14 protein-coding genes and 2 pseudogenes are annotated in these 18,177 nt (G+C 72.6%); 10 read left to right on the top strand and 6 right to left on the bottom strand.

Translation table 11 applies throughout. The features are described 5' to 3' along the window. Positions 1–59: 59 nt before the first annotated feature. The 6 genes from AC2CHE_RS18285 to AC2CHE_RS18260 all read left to right on the top strand — a co-directional run bounded on the left by AC2CHE_RS18285 (position 60) and on the right by AC2CHE_RS18260 (position 5,394). Entirely contained in the window at positions 60–902 is an 843-nt protein-coding gene (locus tag AC2CHE_RS18285) for an AfsR/SARP family transcriptional regulator (protein ID WP_484506108.1), read from the top strand. Between the two features lie 91 nt (positions 903–993). Then, positions 994–1,341 carry a TcmI family type II polyketide cyclase gene (locus AC2CHE_RS18280; protein ID WP_484506107.1) on the top strand — a complete coding sequence of 116 codons (348 nt, stop codon included), beginning with the start codon at positions 994–996 and terminating at the stop codon, positions 1,339–1,341. A 12-nt stretch (positions 1,342–1,353) separates the two neighbouring features. After that, positions 1,354–2,703 carry an FAD-dependent oxidoreductase gene (locus AC2CHE_RS18275; protein WP_484506106.1) on the top strand — a complete coding sequence of 450 codons (1,350 nt, stop codon included), beginning with the start codon at positions 1,354–1,356 and terminating at the stop codon, positions 2,701–2,703. A gap of 220 nt (positions 2,704–2,923) precedes the next feature. Beyond that, on the top strand, positions 2,924–3,718 hold the full coding sequence (locus AC2CHE_RS18270; RefSeq protein ID WP_484506105.1) for a helix-hairpin-helix domain-containing protein: 795 nt from the start codon (positions 2,924–2,926) through the stop codon (positions 3,716–3,718). A gap of 178 nt (positions 3,719–3,896) precedes the next feature. Next, complete coding sequence (locus AC2CHE_RS18265; protein WP_484506104.1) at positions 3,897–5,102, top strand: low temperature requirement protein A; 1,206 nt, start codon at positions 3,897–3,899, stop codon at positions 5,100–5,102. 85 nt (positions 5,103–5,187) lie between these two features. Continuing rightward, positions 5,188–5,394, top strand: coding sequence for a hypothetical protein (locus AC2CHE_RS18260; RefSeq protein WP_484506103.1), 207 nt, complete (start codon positions 5,188–5,190; stop codon positions 5,392–5,394). A gap of 79 nt (positions 5,395–5,473) precedes the next feature. Here AC2CHE_RS18260 and AC2CHE_RS18255 read toward each other — a convergent pair whose 3' ends face one another. The 5 genes from AC2CHE_RS18255 to AC2CHE_RS18235 all read right to left on the bottom strand — a co-directional run bounded on the left by AC2CHE_RS18255 (position 5,474) and on the right by AC2CHE_RS18235 (position 13,899). Further along, positions 5,474–7,045, bottom strand: a complete 1,572-nt coding sequence (locus AC2CHE_RS18255) for a right-handed parallel beta-helix repeat-containing protein (protein ID WP_484506102.1) — start codon at positions 7,043–7,045, stop codon at positions 5,474–5,476. Positions 7,046–7,238: 193 nt separating this feature from the next. After that, a complete protein-coding gene (locus AC2CHE_RS18250; protein WP_484506101.1) occupies positions 7,239–9,329 on the bottom strand; it encodes an APC family permease in 2,091 nt (696 codons plus the stop codon). A gap of 57 nt (positions 9,330–9,386) precedes the next feature. Further along, on the bottom strand, positions 9,387–9,782 hold the full coding sequence (locus AC2CHE_RS18245; RefSeq protein WP_484506100.1) for a hypothetical protein: 396 nt from the start codon (positions 9,780–9,782) through the stop codon (positions 9,387–9,389). A 346-nt stretch (positions 9,783–10,128) separates the two neighbouring features. Then, positions 10,129–10,917, bottom strand: coding sequence for a DUF5995 family protein (locus AC2CHE_RS18240; protein ID WP_484506099.1), 789 nt, complete (start codon positions 10,915–10,917; stop codon positions 10,129–10,131). A gap of 108 nt (positions 10,918–11,025) precedes the next feature. Beyond that, positions 11,026–13,899, bottom strand: coding sequence for a helix-turn-helix transcriptional regulator (locus AC2CHE_RS18235; protein ID WP_484506098.1), 2,874 nt, complete (start codon positions 13,897–13,899; stop codon positions 11,026–11,028). Between the two features lie 191 nt (positions 13,900–14,090). Here AC2CHE_RS18235 and AC2CHE_RS18230 point away from each other — a divergent pair. Continuing rightward, positions 14,091–15,224 (top strand): annotated as a pseudogene (locus tag AC2CHE_RS18230) (adenylate/guanylate cyclase domain-containing protein); the annotation flags it as partial. 1,053 nt (positions 15,225–16,277) lie between these two features. Here the strand turns inward: AC2CHE_RS18230 and paaI are convergent. Beyond that, positions 16,278–16,640, bottom strand: a pseudogene (gene paaI, locus AC2CHE_RS18225) (hydroxyphenylacetyl-CoA thioesterase PaaI); the annotation flags it as partial. A 221-nt stretch (positions 16,641–16,861) separates the two neighbouring features. Here paaI and AC2CHE_RS18220 point away from each other — a divergent pair. From AC2CHE_RS18220 to AC2CHE_RS18210, 3 genes are all read left to right on the top strand, one after another. After that, positions 16,862–17,179, top strand: a complete 318-nt coding sequence (locus tag AC2CHE_RS18220; protein ID WP_484506097.1) for a hypothetical protein — start codon at positions 16,862–16,864, stop codon at positions 17,177–17,179. A 130-nt stretch (positions 17,180–17,309) separates the two neighbouring features. After that, on the top strand, positions 17,310–17,465 hold the full coding sequence (locus AC2CHE_RS18215; protein WP_484506096.1) for a hypothetical protein: 156 nt from the start codon (positions 17,310–17,312) through the stop codon (positions 17,463–17,465). Between the two features lie 6 nt (positions 17,466–17,471). Continuing rightward, a complete protein-coding gene (locus AC2CHE_RS18210) occupies positions 17,472–18,017 on the top strand; it encodes an MBL fold metallo-hydrolase (protein WP_484506095.1) in 546 nt (181 codons plus the stop codon). Positions 18,018–18,177: the final 160 nt, after the last annotated feature.

Here is an 18,177-nt window from a genome sequence, read left to right as displayed (position 1 = left end):
CGGCCACACCGGGACCCGGCCGAGACCCGCAACCGACGCGTTCCGCAGGGGGTGCCGCCGTGGCCGCCGTTTCGCCCACGCCCACCGCCGGCCAACCCCACGACGCCGACATCCGGCTGCATCTGCTCGGCGGCTTCCGCCTGACCCACGGCGACATCCCGGTGGTGGTGCCCCGCGGCCTGCAACGGATCATCGCGCTGATCGGGCTGCGACCCGGGGCCACCCGCACCCACCTCGCCGGCCTGCTCTGGCCGGAAGCCACCGAGGAACGGGCGCTGTCGTCACTGCGGACCGCACTGTGGCGACTGCGTCAGGATCCGTACTGCCCGCTGAGCACCGCCGCCGACACCGTCCGCCTCGACCCGCTGGTCCGGGTCGACGTCGACCTGCTCGTCGACACCGCCGGCCGGGTACGCGACGGCCACGCACCGGGCGACGCCCCGGAGGCCCTCGCCGCCGGCCGGCACGACCTGCTGCCCGGCTGGTACGACGACTGGGTGCTGGCCGACCGGGAACGGCTGCGCCAACTCCGACTGCACATGCTGGAACAGGTCGCCGGCCAACACCTGGCCGCCGGGCGGCACGGCGAGGCGTTGGAGGCGGCGCTGGAGGCGATGGCCGCCGAGCCGTTACGCGAGACGCCGCACCGGCTGGTCGTGCGCATTCACCTCGCCGAGGGCAACGCCTTCGAGGCGGTGCACGCCTATTACGTCTACCGGGATCTGCTACTGCGGGAACTGCGCCTGGAGCCGTCACCGGCGATGAGCGCGCTGCTCGCGGAGACCCTCGACCCCATCCGACGCGCCAGCCGGCCGACCAGCGGACCCCGCCAGCACGTGGTCACCCGCAACGCCGCTCCGGGCCCGTTGACCATGCGTCACCGCACCGATCCCGAACGTTGACGGGCAGGTGACTGCGCGGGCGACAGGGTGGGACGACAGCGGCCCGGCACCCCGTGTCCGTCCGGGCCGAACCACCGGTGAGAGGGATCCGATGAGCCGTCTAGTGATCGTCAGCAGAGTCATCCCGGGCGCGGAGGGTCGCGTGGCGCAGATCTTCGCCGAGTCCGACGAAACCGAACTGCCCAGCCTGACCGGGGTCCGCCACCGGTCCCTGTACTGCCTGCACGACCTGTGCGTCCACCTGATGGAGACCGACGACGTCGGCGCGGACGCCCTCGCGGCGGCCCGCAACCATCCGTTGTACCAGCAGGTCAACCAGCGGCTGTCCGCACACACCTCGCCGTACCTGCCCACCTGGCGCTCGCCGCGCGACGCGATCGCCAACTGCTTCTACCGCTGGGACGCCGCGGACGTTCCGGCACCGCGTGTGGCCGGCTGACCGGGCGGAAACATGACGACCCGGGCACCGCACGTCCTGGTCATCGGCGCCGGCACCGGCGGCCTCTGCCTGGCCCACGGGCTGCGCCGGGCCGGAATCGGCGTGGCGGTCTACGAACGACACCGGGCCAGGGGCGAGGGACTGCTCGGCTATCGGGTGGGCATCGGTCCCACCGGCAGTCGGGCCCTGCGTGACTGCCTACCGCCGGAGCTGTTCGAGATCTACCTGGCCACCTGCGCCCGCTCCCCCCGCTATTTCAACGTGCTCAGCGAGAAGATGCGCCACACCGCGTCCTTTCCGCTGCGACCGGACACCCACCCGGTCGACACGGAACGGTCCGTGGCCCGGATGACGCTGCGCCAGGTGCTGCTCACCGGATTGGAGGACGTGGTGCACTTCGACCGCACCTTCACCCGGTACGAGCAGCACGACGACGGGACGGTCACCGCCCACTTCGCCGACGGTGGCACCGCCACCGGCGACCTGCTCGTGGCGGCGGACGGCACACACTCGGCGGTTCGCCGGCAGTACCTGCCGCACGCGGTCATCCGGGACGCTGGCACGGTCAACATCGCCACCCGGGTACCACTCACCGCGCACACCCGGTCCCTACTGCCGGAGAGCGTGCAGCGGGGCATCTCGTTGGTCTTCGGCACCGGCGGGGTGATGGGCGTACTGCACGTGATGGAGTTCAAGTGGGACCGCGACGGCTGCCTGAAACCGGAGACCAGCTCGGCGGACGCGAAACTGCTCACCGACTGGCCCGGGCTGCGACACGACCCCACCCGCGACAACATCAACCTGGTGGTGTGGAGCACGGCCCGCCGCTTCCCGTCCGACGTGCTGCGTCGCCGGGGCAGGGAGCTGATCGACGTGGCTCTGGAGCTGACCACCAACTGGCACCCTCACCTGCGGGAGCTGCTCAGCCTGGCGGACCCGGAGAGCGCCCTGCCGATCCGGGTGTCCACCTCGGAGCCGGTGCCGCCCTGGAGAAGCAGCACCGTCACCCTGCTCGGTGACGCGATCCACACCATGACGCCGGGGCGCGGCGTGGGGGCCAACACCGCACTGCGCGACGCGAACCTGCTGCGGCGACAGCTGATCCTCGCCGCCGCCGGCAAGAAGAACCTGGTGCAGGCGGTGGCCGACTACGAGGCGGCAATGGCGCCGTACGGCTTCGCCCGGGTCGCCGACTCGCTGGGGCGCAGCGGCACCAACGGTGACGATCGCATGTACCAGCCGGTGTTCGGACGGCTCGCGCTGCTCGGCGCCCGGGGCTACTTCCGGGTCACCAGCCGGGTTCCCCGGTTGCGGCGCAAGTTCATCGACGACTTCTACACCTACCGAGGTGAGCAGGACTGATTCTCATCGTGGCCCCGGCACCCGACCTGGTGCCGGGGCCACGGTATGTCCACACCCGGCGACCGCCGTACCGTCCGTCCCGAACCGGACACCTGCCGTAGCCTCCGCCAGTCCGGTACGGACTGTTACCTGACCTGCCTGTCGTCCCGGCCGCGCGTGTGCGAAGCTGCGGCGAGTTTTTCTCGCGACGATCCGGACGTGAACCTCAGGGAGGGATACCGTGGGCGAGTCCTTCGGGAGCTGGCTGATACTGCTCGTGGCGCTGCTGGCGGGGCTGGCGGTGGGCTGGGTACTGCTGCGCGGTCGGCGGGCGGAACCGCCCGCGCCGACGGCCGGTACGGCGAGCGACGACACCACCGAAACCACTACTCCGGCGCGGCCCGAGCCAACCGAGGTTGAGCCCACCCCGACCGTCGCGGAGCCGACCGGCGGCACCACCGAGGCGCCGGCGACCGATGCGCCCGCCGAGGCGACGCGGGCCAGCGAACCGCTCACCGGCGAGGTCGATCCGACGTCCGTCCCCGAGGGACCGACGGTGGACGCGACCGCGGAACCGCGATCGACGGTCGCCACCCCGCCGGTCCGGCCAAAGGACACCACCGGATCCGCAGCGGCATCCGGCGCAGCCGACCCGGTCACCACCGAGCCGACCGTCGCGGCCGAGCCGACCGTCACCACCGAGCCGACCGTCGCGGCCGAGCCGACCGTCGCGGCCGAGCCGACCGTCACCACCGAGCCGACCGTCGCGGCCGAGCCGGCCGGGGTAGTCGATCCGGTCGCGGCGGAACCGGTAGCCGCCCAGACCGACGACTTCCGGCGCATCCAGGGGGTCGGGCCGAAGATGGCGGCGGCGCTGCACGGCGCGGGCATCCGGACCTACCGGCAGCTGGCCGAGCTGGACGAGGCCGCGCTGCGGGAGACCGTCAAGAGCGCCGGGTTGCGCGCCACCGCCAGCCTGGCCACCTGGCCTCAGCAGGCGAAGGTGCTGGCCGCACCGGCCGACAGCGAGTCCTGACGACCCCCGGGCCGCCGGTCACGGAGCCGCCGGTCGCGGGGCCCGCGACCGGCGGCTCCGGTGTACGCCGTTCCGGTGACCGAGTTCGATCAGGACGCGCTCCGGCCGGAACGCCGCTACGGTCGGTACGCCGGCCAAGCCGGCAAGCCGCACTGTCGCCGGTTGCCGGGAGTCGTCCGTGCCGTCCGCCCAGCAACAGCCCGAGAATCCACGGCGACCTCTCACCCGCAGCGCCTCCACCACCCGCCGGGTCACCCTCCTGGAACTCTTCTTCGACCTGGTCTACGTCGTCGCGTTGGCGCTCATCTCGCGCGGGCTGGCCGAGGAGATCAACTGGCACCAGGCCGGCCAGGCGCTGATCCTGCTGGCCGCGGTGTGGTGGACCTGGACGATCACCAGCCTGGTCACCGACCTGTACGACCCGGAGCGCACCGAGATCAAGGCCCTGGTGCTCGCGGTGATGTTCGGGGTGCTGCTGATGGCCAGCGCGATCCCCAAGGCGTTCGGCGATCGGGGGCTCACCTTCGCCGGTGCGTACGTCGCCATCCACCTCGGGCGCGGGTTGTTCATCATTCCCGCGGTGCGCAACGACCCGCAGGTCCAACGACGGGCGGCCAGGATCTTCTGCTGGTTCGCGTTGTCGGCGGTGCCGTGGATCGGCGGCGCGTTCGTCTCCGGGGACGCCCGAATGGCGCTGTGGCTACTCGCCCTCGGCCTCGACTACCTCGGGCTGCGGCTGTCCTACCCGGTGCCCGGGCTGGGCAGCGTCCCCGCCGCCCTGTTCAGACTGACCGCCGAGCATCTGGCCGAGCGGTATCAGCAGTTCTACACCATCGCCCTGGGCGACGCGATCCTCGTCATCGGCATGGCCTACACCAGGAATCACTCGGAGTTCGAAGACGGCGTGGCGCTGCTGCTGGCCTACGCCACCACCCTGCTGCTCTGGCGCATCTACGTGCACAAGGCCGGAGAGCTGCTGCCCGTCGCCATCAAGGCCACGAGGGTGCCGACCCGCTTCCTGAACACCTCCCCCTACACCCACCTGTTGATGGTCGCCGGGGTGGTCGCCACGGCGGCCGGCTTCGAGCTGGTGCTGCACACTCACACCCTGCCCGCGCGGACCCCGCCCGAATGGGCGGCGATCATGCTCGGCGGCCCGGCGCTGTTCCTGGTCGGTCGGGCCCTCTTCGAACGCGAGGTGTTCAACCGGGTGTCGTGGTCGCGGCCCGGCGGCGTGGTGGCGCTGCTGGCCGTGGCACCCGCGATACTGTTTCTGCCGGCACTCAGTGCCTCGCTGGCCGCGCTGCTGGTGCTCGCCGGGGTGGCGCTTGTCGACCTGCGGCACAGCCGCGGTCATCCGCCCGAGACGCCCATGCCGCCGTAGGTCGCTGCGACCTCCGTTAGCCGCTCGGCGCGTCTGGGTACAAGGCCCACACCTTGCAACCCGACCACCGACTCGTGGAGGAAACATGCGCGGCACGTCGATATTCGGAGTCCTCGTGGTGATCTGGCTCGTCATCGGCGCCATCGCCGCCGGTCAGCGCGGCTACTACAGCGACGAGGAAACCAACTGCGCCGAGGTCGGCACGATCCTGGTGACCATCGCCGCCGGGCCGCTCAACTACATCGGCGCCAACCCGAAGATCGACTGCGAACTGCCCCAGCCCTCTGAGTGAGCCCGGTGACGCACGACCAGGGCCCGTGCCGGCTTCGGACACGGGCCCTGGTCGTCGTCGCGGATACCGGCCGTACGGCTCAGCGGAAGCAGTGCGCCACCGGCACCTTGCTGCCCGCGCAGTTGGTCGGACTGTTCTCGATGACGACGCTGTCGTCATCGATCTTGACCTGGGCCCGCTCGGCCTGGATCCCGCCCGCCTTGACGGTGGACTGGTTGCCGATCACGTGGCTGCGGTAGAACGAGGTCGAGCCCGCCGTCACGAACAGCCCCGCCCCCTGCGACCGCTTGCCGACCGCGGCGTTGCGCTTGACGTCGCTGCCCCGCACGAGCAGATTCGACTTCTCGGCGTAAATGCCGCCGCCGTTGCCGCGGGTGGTGTTGTCGCTGACCACACTGTCGTCCAGTGGCAGCAAACCCTGGACGGTGGAGATGCCGCCGCCGGAGACGGTGGCGACGTTGTCGCGGACCGTCAGCTGCCGCAGCACCAGCACCGCGTCGGAGTTGGCCAGGCCACCGCCGATCTCGGCGCTGTTCTGCGCCACCAGCGTGTCGAAGACCTTGGTACGGGCGGAGAAGCTGGCCACACCGCCGCCCTGACCGGCGTTGTTCTGCACGAAGGTGGAGGAGTAGACGTCCCCCGCAGCCCGGAAGTTGGCCAGGCCACCGCCGTAGCTGACCGCGCTGTTGTGCCGGAACTCGGTGCGGTGCATGGTCATGACGCCGCCGTTGAGCAGGCCCCCGCCCTTGCCCTGGGTGCCGGCGGCCCGGTTGCCGATCAGTTTGCTGTCGCTGATCCGGAGGTTGCCGTCGTTGAAGATGGCGCCGCCACCGCCCTCCGCCGACAGCGAGGTGCTGCCGACGACGGTGACCCCTTCGACGACCGCCGTGGCGCCGTGCACGATGTGGATGCTGCCACCCTCCGCCGCCGAGCGGCCGTTGTGCAGGGTGACATTCCGGAGGGTCAGTTCGCCGCCGTCGCGGACGGTGAAGAAGCGGAAGTCGGGGGTGTCAACCCCCCGGGCGATGGTCGCGCCGGAGCCTTCGATGGTGATCCCGTGGTAGATCACCGGCAGGCCGGACTTGTCGTCGGCGGGGTTGCGCGGTGGCGCCTCGGCGTCGCCAGGGTTCTCGGCGGCGTCCGCGGCCTCCCGCGCGTCGCGGATGCCGCCGTCGTATTCGTCGGGCTGCTGGAACGCGTGGGTCAACGTGTAGGTGCACTTCTCCGCCAGTCGCAGCGTGGCACCACCCTCGGCGTTCGCCCGCACCAGCGCCACGACGAGCCGGGCGGAGTCGCAGGGCACGGGCACCACCGTGCCGTCCGGTGCGCGCCCGTGGTGACCGCTCGACCGGCCGGTCGCACCTCCCTGGTCGGGCGGGGTAGCGTCCGGCTCGTGTCGCCACTCCGGCCGTTGCCGGTCCTGCCCCCGGCGTTGCGGCGACTCGTCGGCTCCGGGTACGTCATCCTGAAACATCGCGGCGGGCTGGCCCGGGCTCGGTGCCGCCGGGCCACGGTCGGCGGTCGAGGCGGTGACGGCGGTCAGGCCCGCCGCTCCGGCCACCAGGCTGCCCGCCACCAGGCCACCGGCCAGCAACCACCGGGACCGCCGACCGGGTCGGGCGGACCCACGGCTCCCTTGGTACGTGGACATCAGCGCTCCTGCCTCTCGTGCATGCGCGAACACGGCCGCACCGAATCGGGCGCGGGGTGGCTGACATCGCCTCAGCCACCAGAGGCCACCGTACGGCTACACATGACACAAATCAGGCATAAGTGAATGAGTAGTCCATTCGGCTTCACATTTACCCGGAGCCGGCACCGCGGACATCGGTAGCGCCGCTCGCTCAACCCCCGACGTGAATGCCGGGACGGCGGGCGGGATCCGGCTCGGACTTGCGCAGAATCTCGCGTACCACCGGTGGGGTGTCCCCCCGCCCGAGAATGAGATAGCGCAACAGGTGAGCGATCGGGTTCCCCTCCGACCACTCGAAGTGGGCGTGCGGCCGTACGCCGGTGGCGTCCCGCAGCGCCAGCAGGATCGCCGCGATGGCGTTCGGTGCCGCCGGGCTGCTGGCCCGCAGCACCCGGTAGCCCCCCACCTCGACGCCGCACACCCGCAGCACGTGACGGAACCCGGACGGATCCACCACGTCGATCTCCAGGAAGAGCACGTCGGTCGCCCCCGGCACCGGGTTCAGACCCCGCTGCGCGCGCTCCTTGATGGTGTACTCCTTGATCGCCCCGCTGCGCCGCTTGTGGGCGATCACGTGCAGCCGCCCGTCATGGGCCACCGAGTCGGCGATGAACCGCCGCGCCGTCTCGTCGAACTCGACCCGCTCCGCCCGCAGCTCGGTGGTGCGGGTCACCCGGGACACCAGCGAGACGGCGATGATGCCGAGGATGAACAGTCCGGAGATGGCGATCCCGTCCGGCTTCTCGATCACGTTCTCGACCAGCGCGTACAGCAGCACCAGGGTGAGCACCGTGAAGCCGGCGGCGACGCCGCGTTGCCGGCGGCCGGCGGCGGCGATGGCCACCGCCACGGCCGCCGACACCATCATCGCCAGGATCCCGGTGGCGTACGCCCCAGCCTGCGCGTCGACATCGGCGCGGAACACGAGGGTCAGCGCGATGCAGACCAGCGTGTAGACGATCACCACCGGGCGCACCGCGCGCGCCCACTCCGGCGCCATGCCGTAGGAGGGCAGGTAGCGCGGCACGATGTTGATCAGCCCGGCCATCGCCGACGCACCGGCGAACCAGAGGATCAGCACGCTGCTCACGTCGTAGACCGTTCCGAACGCCTCACCCACCTGCTCGTGGGCGAGATAGGCCAGCGCCCGTCCGTTGGCGGCCCCGCCCGGCGCGAACGCCTCTGGCGGGATGAGCACCGCGGTGACGAAGGTGGTCGAGAGCAGGTAGACCGACATGATGGCCGCGGCGACGGTGAGCAGCCGCCGGGTGTTGCGGATCCGGGCGGCCAGGCGGGCCGGCGCGTCGGGCCCCTTCCCCGCCACCAGCGGCATCATGCTGACCCCGGTCTCGAACCCGGACAGGCCCAACACCAGCAGCGGAAACGCCAGCGCCGCGGTCACCGCCACCTGGCCCGGACCGCCGCCCGCGGTCAGCGCCGCCGTCCAGTCTCCCAGCGGACGGGGATCGCCGGCCAGTTCGACGAGCGACACCCCCACGATCACCGCGTTCAGGCCGAGGAAGGCGGCCACCAGCGGGACGGCCACCGCCACGGCTTCCCGAAAGCCGAGCAGGAACACCGCGCCGAGAATCAGCAGCAGGCCCACGGTCACCCCGACGGCGACGCCGGTGCCGCCGAACCACTCCGGCAGGTACGGGTTCTGCAGCACGTGCACGGTGGCGTCCGCCGAGGAGAGCGTGATCGTGACGATCCACGAGGTGGCGACGAAACCGAGCAGCACCAGCACGAAAATCTTGCCGCGCCAGAACGGCAGCAGGCGTTCCAGCATCGCCACCGACCCCTGGCCATGCGGGCTGTCTCCGGCCACCCGACGGTACATCGGCAGCATTCCGAAAAGGGTCAGTGCCACGATCAGCAGGGTTGCCACGGGCGACAGCGCACCGGCGGCCAAGGCGGCGATGCCGGGCAGGTAGGACAGGGTGGAGAAGTAGTCGACGCCGGTCAGGCACATCACCCGCCACCAGGCGTGCGAACGGGCCTGCCCCTCGGCGGTCTCCGGTCCGACCGGCTGCACCTGGTGGACGAACAACCACCGACGCAGCCGACTCTCCGATCTCGCCGGGCCGGTCGGGACGGCCACCCGCTCGGGCACGGTGACCCTCCGCCCCGCCCGTTCCCCCTTGCGCGTCGGGTCCCGCGCGGCACGCAACTCCGGTTCCGGTGTACCGGCCGCCGGGCGGCGGCGTTCCCGGCCCCGTCGCGCTCTCGTCTGGTCCCCCAATGTCCCCGCCTCACCGTTGTCGGACAGACCGTAGGTGGTGGTTCGGTCCGCTACCGGTCAGCCGCCGTCCGGTGCGGTCAGCGCCCGGGCCAGGTCGGCGGGGTCGGTCACGGTGACCGTCATCCCGGGATGCCGGGGCCACCGGCCGGGCAGCAGGGCGGGCACCGGTCGCACGAATCGGACGCAGAGCCCAGCGGTCGTGGTGGTGCCGAAGGTGACGCCGGTGTCGGTGCCGGACAGGTGCGGGCCGACCACCCGCCACCAGCGGTACGGGCCGCCGATCTCCACGCCCGCGACGTTCTCCCGCCCGGTACGCAGCTGCCAGGGGCCGAACCGGACCAGCAGTTGGGCGGAGTCCACCCGCACCCAGGCGGTGCCGGGCCGGACACCGATCAGCGCCAGCAGCCAGCGGAACCGCGGCTCGAAGCGGAACTGGAAAACCCGAACTGTCATCCCCGGGCTCCGCGGCCGGCGCGGTCTCCCGGCCGCGCTGGGCGGGGTGGGGCGGCGGGGCGCGGTCGCGGCCGGGCGGCAGGACGGTGCCGGGACACAGCGGTCATGGTCGCGGCGTACCCCGCAGGGGCCGGCCGACACCCCCCGGGCCGGCCGGCCCCTGTTTCCCCGTGGTCCCCCGTGGTCCCCCCGTGCTCCCCCCGTGCTTCCCCCGTGCTCCCCCCCGTGGTCCCCCGTGCTTCCCCCTGGTCCCCCGTGACCACCTCCGGACGTCGCTCGTCCGGATCTCGGGCCGGATGCCCCCGCGCCCCTCAGCTGGACGAGGCGCGGGGACCCCCCGTCCCGGTCACTGCAGGAACGCCCCGAGGGGCGACAGCAGCAACCGACCGAGCGCGGCGGCCGTGTCGTCGAGCCGCCTGCGCTCGCGCTCGTGCTGGTGCGGGTCGTGCCGGCACCGCCAGATCCGCTGCGCGTTGCGCCAGGCGACATCGCGCGTGTAGTGGATCAGCTCGCCCTGATACCAGTCGTCGATCTCGCCGTTGAGCATGTCGATGAGCAGTTGCCACTGCTCGAGGTACCCCCGGCGCAGGCCGGGGATCTTGTCAGCGAAGATCTTGTTGATTTCCAGATAGTCATGGTGCTGGTCGCTGCCGTCGACCGGTTCGGACTCCAGGTGGTCGAAGGTGGTGACGAGCGCGAACGGCAGGTCGAAGTTGATGTGCGCGTTGACGCCGGCCGCCGCCGAGGGCAACGGTCGGGCGTCCGGCCCGCGCATCCGCTCGAACAGGCACGCCCAGGCCCGGGGCGTGCTCGGGCTGGCGTCGCTCCACATCCGTAACGAATCGAAATAGCGGGCCGCGAACTCGACGTCCAGCCGGGACAGGAAGACCGGATCGACGAACCGATCGGCGTACAGCCCGTCCAGGACGCTGGAGGTGATGGTGAGGTACAGCTTGTTGAAGTCCGCCAGCGGGCAGCTGTGCAGCAGCGGAGGCAGCCGGACCAGCATGTCCTGCAGCTTGGTCAGATGGTCGACGACGGCGGGCACGTCGGTCGGATGATCGGCCAGCAGGTCGACGATGTCCCGGTGCACCGGCCCCCACGCCGGCTCACCACACCCACCACGCTCACTCATGTCCCCTCCAGGCTGCTGCTCGCCGACGTCGTCGTGCCCGTTGCGACGCCGGGCCCAGCCTTTCAGGCGTCCGCCGCGCGGACATCAGTAGAACGACGTATCCGACACCTACGCCCGACTACGCAGGAAGATGGCGCTCGCCTGCACCCGGGTACGTACCTGGAGTTTGTCGAAGATGTGTGACACGTGGACGCCGATGGTCCGCTCGCTGATGAACAGCCGCTGGCCGATCTCCCTGTTGGTCAGCCCTTCGGCCACCGCGGCCAGCACCTCACGCTCCCGCGCGGTCAGGGCGGCCAACTCCTCACCGACCGCCCCGCCGGACATCGCGGACTCGGCAGCGCCGCGCTCCTCCAACGCGACCCGGGCCCGCCCGGCGAGCGTACGGATCTCGTCGGTCAACGGCACCGCCCCCAGCGCCTGCGCCATCTGGTACGCCTGGCGCAGCAGCTTCCCGGCGGTGGCGGCCTTGCGGCGGCTGGCCAGCAGCGCCTCGGCCTGCCGCAGGCGGGAGTACGCCGCCGGGTACGGGTGGTTACGGTGATCCCACTCGGCCGCCGCCCGCGCCCAATGCTCTGGATCGGCCCCATCGAGCCGGCTCACCTCGGCGGCGCACAACACCAGGTAGCCGTCGATCACATAGCGCACCGGCCGGGCCGCCCGCTCGCTGCGTACCGCCACCCGGTCGGCGATTCCCCGCAGCCGGCGTACCGCCTTGTCATCGACGGCCACGGTGCGGCTGGCGTGCGCCTCCGCCTCGGCGCGCAGCCCGTGCCAGACCAGCACCGCGAGGATGACCAGGTCGTCGGAGCGGGTCTCGGTCAGACCTCGCTGCACCGCGTGCCGGGCCACATCGTGCCGCCCCTGCCACATGGCCAGCCCGGCTCGCAGGGTGAGCAACGGGATGACGTGCCGGGCGCCGCCGCCGGCCAGGATGGTCGCCACGGCGTCCAGATCCCGGTCGGCCGCCTCGACGTCGCCGTAGCCGACCGACAGCCGGCACCGGGCCAGCAGCAACTCGACGGCGTCCGCGCCGGAGGGACGGTGCCGCAGAGCCGAGGCGACCACCTTCTCCGCTTCGGCCCACTGCCCCACCCGGAACAGTCCGTTGGTGGCGATGGCCAGCAGCCGGGTCTCGTAGGACCGGCCCAGCCCCAGCTCGGCGACTCGTTCGGCACCCCGCCGGGCGACCACCACACCCTCCTCAAGGATGTTGAGCGGGCCGGTCAGCAGCTCAGCCAGGTGCAGGTAGGCCAACGCGACGTCCTCCGGACGACCGGCCCGCTCGGCGGTGGCCAGTGCCCGCCGCAGCACCGCCAGGCCCGTGTCCGGATCCTGGCGGTACGCCTCGGAGAAGCCCAGCGCGGCGCTGGCCAGCACCACCTCGGTGGTCGCCCCGTCCACCTGCTCGGCCAGGACCAGCGCCTCCCGCGCCCGCTGGCCCGCCTCGGCGTACCGGCCGAGTTGCAGCAGCAGCTCCGCCAGCCGGGCGGCGACGGTGGCCCGCTGCCGGGGTGTGCAGTCGGCGACGGCGAGCGCCTGCTCATACTCCGCCTCGGCCAACGCGGAACGGCCGGCGGCGGCCAGGTAACGGGCCCGCCGGATGTGCAGCTCGCAGGCCGGAAGGTCGGTGTCGGCGCCGGCCAGCTCCTCCAGCAGGGTCAACGCGCGGGCGTACTCACCACAGTGGTGGGCCGCCTCGGCCGCCCGCCCGAGCAGCGTGGCCCGGTCGACACCGGGCAGCCCCTCGGCCGACTGCACCGCCACCGACCAGTGCCGATGCGCCTCGGCGTAGCCGTACAGCCGCTCCGCCTCCTCGGCGGCGGCCACCGCCGCCGGCAGCGCCCGCTCCGGCTCACCGGCCAGCCGCCAGTGATGGGCCAACCGGGCCTGGTGCAACTCGGCCGGTACCGAGGTCAACGCCTCGGCGTAGCGGCGGTGCAGCAGCGCCCGCTCGGCGGGGAGCAGCTCGTCCTCCAACACCTCGGCGACGAGCCGATGGCGTAGCCGGTAGCCGTCGGCCGAGCCGACCAGCAGCCGATGGGACACTGCTGCCCGGACCGCGTCGAGCAGCTCGTGCTCCGGCAGCCCGACCACCCGGGCGAGCAGCCAGTGCTCCACCGGTTCCACTCCGGCGGCGACGGCGTGCACGGCACGGTGGGCCGGTCGGGGCAGCGCGTCCACCCGGGCCAGAAAGACCTCGCGGAGGGTGTCGGAGAGCCCGTCGCGGCCGTCGCGCAGCTCCCGGGAGAGCTCCTCGACGACGAAGGGATTGCCACCGCTACGTTGCCACAGTTGCTCGGCCGCCTCCGGTGCCGGTGATCGACGCATCACGGCGGTGGCCAACTCCTCGGTGCCGGCCCGATCCAGCGGGGCCAGATCGAGCACCCGCACCGAGCGCAGCCGGCGCAGCTCGGTGAGCACCCGACGCAGCGGATGCGCTCCCTGCAACGACTCCGACCGCACCGCCGCCAGCACCGACAGTTGCAGGTCACCGAGGCCGGCGAGCAGGTAGAGCAGGAGTTGGCGGGTCGTCCGGTCGACCCACTGGAGGTCGTCGAGCACGAGCACCAGCGGGCGGCCACCGGCGATCACGTTCAGTCCGCGGGACACCCGCTCCAGCAACGCGCCCGCGCCGTCGGGGCCAGCCCGGTCCTCGGCGAACACCCCGAGCAGCGCGCGGACGGACGCCGCGGCCGGCGGGGCGAGGTCGGCGTCGAGGCGGCGCAGCGCCTGTCGTAGGGGATGCAGCGGCGAGGCGTCGCCGATGTCCAGACAGGACCCGGTGAGCACAAGGGCACCATCGTGGCCCAACTGCTCGCCGACCTCGTACAGCAGGCGGGTCTTACCCACGCCGCTCTCACCGGTCAGGAACACCGCCGCCGTCTGCCCCGGCGTGACGTGGTCGAGCAGCGCGGATCGTACCGTCGTCATCAGGTTGTCCCGACCCACGAGCGGTGTGGTGTCCACGTCGCTGGCCATGGATCGCAGCCTAGTCACAGGTTCCGTCCCCGTTCTACAGGTGCATCCCGTCAGTCCTACTCATCGCGTCGACATTGCCACCAAAGGTTGCGTTCGGCCGACATACGTCGTTCTGCCGATCCGCCGTCAGACCAGTGGTGACAGGCTCCGGACATCGTCGGCGTACGGGGGGAGAGGCAGGTGCGATCTCCATGCCCATTTCTGTTGTCGCTGGTCAGCCCCCTGTTGAGCGGGTGCGTTGGCCCGTGGTGGAGGAGCGGCGGACCGTCACGGTCCTCTTCGTCGACATTGTCGGGTCGACCCGGTTGGTCGACCGGCTCGACCCGGAGGACGTCCGCGCCCTGCAACGGGCCTACTTCGGCACCGTCGCCCGGGTGCTGCGGCGGTGGAACGGCGCGGTGGAGAAGTACGTCGGCGACGCCGTGATGGCACTGTTCGGCGCGCGCCGCGCTGACGGCTGGGACGCGTACCGGGCGGTGCGGGCCGGGCTGGAGATCCAGCGGGCGCTGGACCGCCGGCCGCTGGCCTCGGCACCGGGTCTGCGGGTCCGGGTCGGCGTCGCCACCGGTGAGGCCGTGGTCGACATGGCCGTCGACCACGACGGCGGGCACGGCGTGGCCAGCGGTGCGGTCATCACCCTCGCCGCCCGGTTGCAGGAGCACGCCCCACCCGGCGGGGTGGCGCTCTGCCCGGCCACACATCGGGCCGTCGTCGGCCTGATCGCCCAGCGCCCGGTCCCGGCGGTGGCCGTCACCGGCAAGGCGCTGCCGGTCGGCGTCTGGCACGCCGTCGGCACCGAGCGTCCCCGACCGCCACGGCACGACATCCCGCTGCTCGGCCGGCGACGGGAGCTGGCCGTCGCCCGGGAGCACCTCGCGGCGGCGGTGCGCGGGCGTGGCGACCGCCGGGTGCTGCTGCTCGGTCCGCCCGGCAGCGGGCGCAGCCGCCTGTTGCGCGAACTCGCGCAGCGCACCCGCACGCTGGGCGGCGTCCCGGTGCGGTGGTGCTCGACGACCTGCCCGCCCTACCCGGAGGGGCCGCTGACGCCCGTCGCGGACCTGGTCCGCGGGCTGGCCCAGGCCGGCGGCGGCGACGGCCCCGAGACGGTACGCCGCCGGCTCGTCGCCGCCCTGACGGGTCTGGTTCCGGCCGACCTGCTGGCGTCCGCCCTGGACACGGTCGAGGACCTGCTCGGGGCGACGGTCACGCAGACCCGCACGGTGACGTACTGGCGGGAGGTGCTGCTGAGCCTGGCGCGGCGGCAACCGGTAGTGGTCGCCGTCGACGATCTCGATCGTGCCGCACCAGCGCTGCGCCGCCAGATGGCCGCGCTGGTGGAGCTGGCCGACCAGCGTGACCTTCCACTGGTGCTGGTGGCTACCGGCACCCAGGAGCCGAGGCTGGACGCCCCCGATTCAGGGATGGCCAAGGTGCGCCTGTCTCCGCTCGACACCATCACCACCGGCCGGCTCCTGCGCCGACTGCTGCGTCGAGCCGGCCGACCGGCCGGGCTGGCGGCCCGGCTGGTCCCCGTGGCCGGTGGCAACCCCGGGCGGGCCGTGGCCTACGTCCGTACGCCCGCCGGAGGCGACAGCAGGACCCTGCCCGTACCGGAGGGTGTCCGTCGGGTGGTCGAGGCCCGGCTGGATCGTCTCGACGCCGGTGCGCGGGCGGCCCTGACGGCTGCCGCGCTCGCGCCGGGCCGCACCGGGGCGGAGCTGGCCGATGTGCTCGACTGGCCGCGGACCCAGGCGGCGGCGGAGCTGGCCGCCCTGACCGGCGACGGCCTGCTGGTGCTCCGGCCGACCGGCGGGTACGACGTCGCCGATCCGGTCCTGCGGCAGGTCGCCGGCGCCCGGCTGCCCCGGGCGGTGCGCACCGTGCTCGCCCGGCGGATCGACCGGGTCACCTCGACGACCGGGACGAGCGCGAGCCGGGTGGGGCGGCGGGCCTGCCCCGCAGTCCCCCGGTCGGGGGCCTGGTCAGCGGCGCTCCAAGAAGGCCAGCACCCGATCTCAGGTCAGCCGGGCAGCGAGCGGGTCGTGGTCGGCAACGGTCGGGTCGGTGAAGAGGTGGCCCGCCCCTGGACAGCGGTGCACCTGATGGCCGGCGGCGCGCAGCCGGTCGGCGGCTGCCGGCACCGCCGGCCGCAGCCCGTACACGGAGTGGAGGAGCACGACGTGTCCCATCGGGACATCGTGCCCGACACCGCGGCCATCACGCAGCAGCGCGCACGGGATCCGTCCCGGGCGGCTAGTGGACCCGGGCCGGCGGGAGCGGCGGCACCAAACCCCGGGTCAGCGTCCCTTGCCGGCTGTTGGCGCCCGGTCGTGCTTCCCCTGTTCCGGTCCGCCAACGTCGGGGGAGGCTGCCGCGCGCAGGGTCCGGCTCTGTCCACGGAACTCCGCGACCACCTCCCCGTCCTCGCGGCTCACGGTGACGTCGTAGATGCCGCTGCGGCCGTACCGGGTGCGTTCGCTGGCCCGGGCGACCAGCACGTCCCCCTGCCGGGCCGGGCGGACGAAGGTGATGTTTGCTCCGGCGGCGACGGTGGCCGGACCGTGGCTGTTGCAGGCCAGCGCGAACGCGGTGTCGGCCAGGAGGAACACCAAACCGCCGTGCGCTATTCGGTGTCCGTTGACCATGCCGTCGGTGATCCGCATCCGGGCCACCGCGCTGCCGTCGGCGGCGCTGATCAGCTCGATGCCGAGCCGGTTCGAGGCCACGTCGGCGTCGAACATCTCGTGCGCGGCGGTGCGCTGGTGGTCCACCTTGCTTCCAATCCGTTCCGGCCGGGCACCTCGCCCTCGCCACGGGACATCATGGCATCGCCGGTCGGCGGGCGTTCGCGGAGGCTGACCACGGGCGCGCGGGTGCTGCGCAGATACGATCGGGCCGGACCGGGGGCTCCCGGTCCGGCCCGATCCCGACCTTGCCGGCGGCACCGGCACCATCTCGCTGCGTGCCCTGCGGCGTTTCCCCCGACGACGAGCTGCCGGAGTTGACCAGGCGGCTGCTCGCCCGGGCCGAGGAGCACCGGGCTGCCCGGCATGCCGCAGGTGCCGTACTGTCCTGGTCACAGTGGTGGCAGCAGGCCGGGCAGGAGCCGACGCTGGCTCCGTCCGTGCGGCAACGCCACGCCATCTACCCGTCCGGGCACAGCCCCGAATGGATGCCCCCGGCCTCCTGGCACCGCACCGCCCTCAGAGATGCGGGATTCACCGAGGTCGGCACCCTCTGGCGTGGCGCCGCCGACGCCGCCGTCGTCGCCGTCCACTGACCCGGTCCCCCGCCCTTCGCGATCATGCAGCTGTGGTCGTTGCTTGCTCCGCATTCGCCCCACTCGTCCGGCGCCACAACTGCATGATCGCCGGGGCTCGTGGGGCGAAAAGTGGGGGTAGGGTGCGGTGGTGGTGGCGTTCGAGCATCTTGCGGGGCGGGTCTGGCTCTGTCCGGGGGACCCCGATCCGGAGTTGGTGCGGGCCGGCGTTGCGGTGATCGCCGACGAGCGGGGCAGCGTGCTGGTGGACGCGGGGCAGAGCCCGTCGCATGCGCGGGAGATCTAGGCCGCGTTGCGCGCCGCCGGCCTACCGGCACCCCGCTGGCTGGTCTACACCCACCACCACTGGGACCACGTCTGGGGCGCCTGCGCCTGGCCGGACGTCGAGATCGTCGGACATGTCAGCGGCGCGAAACTGCTGCGCGCGGAGGCGACCCGGCCGTGGAGCGTCCGGCACCTACGCGAGGAGGTGCTGCGCAATCGCCGGCTCGGGCCGAGCTTCCGGGCCCGCGCGCTGGCCGTCGACTCCTGGGACGAGCTGCGGGTGCTGCCGCCCACCCGTGTCTTCACCGACGAGGTGGAGCTGCCCACCGGAGTGCTGGTACGCCACGTCGGCGGCCAGCACGCCCCGGACTCCGCAATCGTGGTGGTGCCCGACTCGGGGGTCATGCTGCTCGGTGACAGCTGGTATCCCCCACCGGCGCACCTGCGGACGCCGGCGGACGAGCCGGACCTCGCGCTGGTCGGGCGGCTGCTGCACGACGACATCCGCTGGTACGTCTCCAGCCACAGCCCGCCACTGACCCTCGACGAGGCCCGGGCGACGATCGGCCAGTGAGCGGGGCGGCCCGTTCGACTCAGCGGGCGCGACGCTCCGGATGGGCCCGGTTCCATGTGAGCCGGGTGGGAATCCCCCGTCGCGGCAAGCCGGCCGACGGCGACCCGGCCACCGGCCCGCTACGCGTCTGGCTGCGCCGAGCCCGCCCGCGCCGGCGCCC

The sequence above is a fragment of the Micromonospora sp. ATLC16 genome (assembly GCF_057196645.1).
The sequence above is the reverse complement of the archived record's forward strand: the minus strand, read 5'-3'. Positions and strand labels throughout refer to the sequence as shown.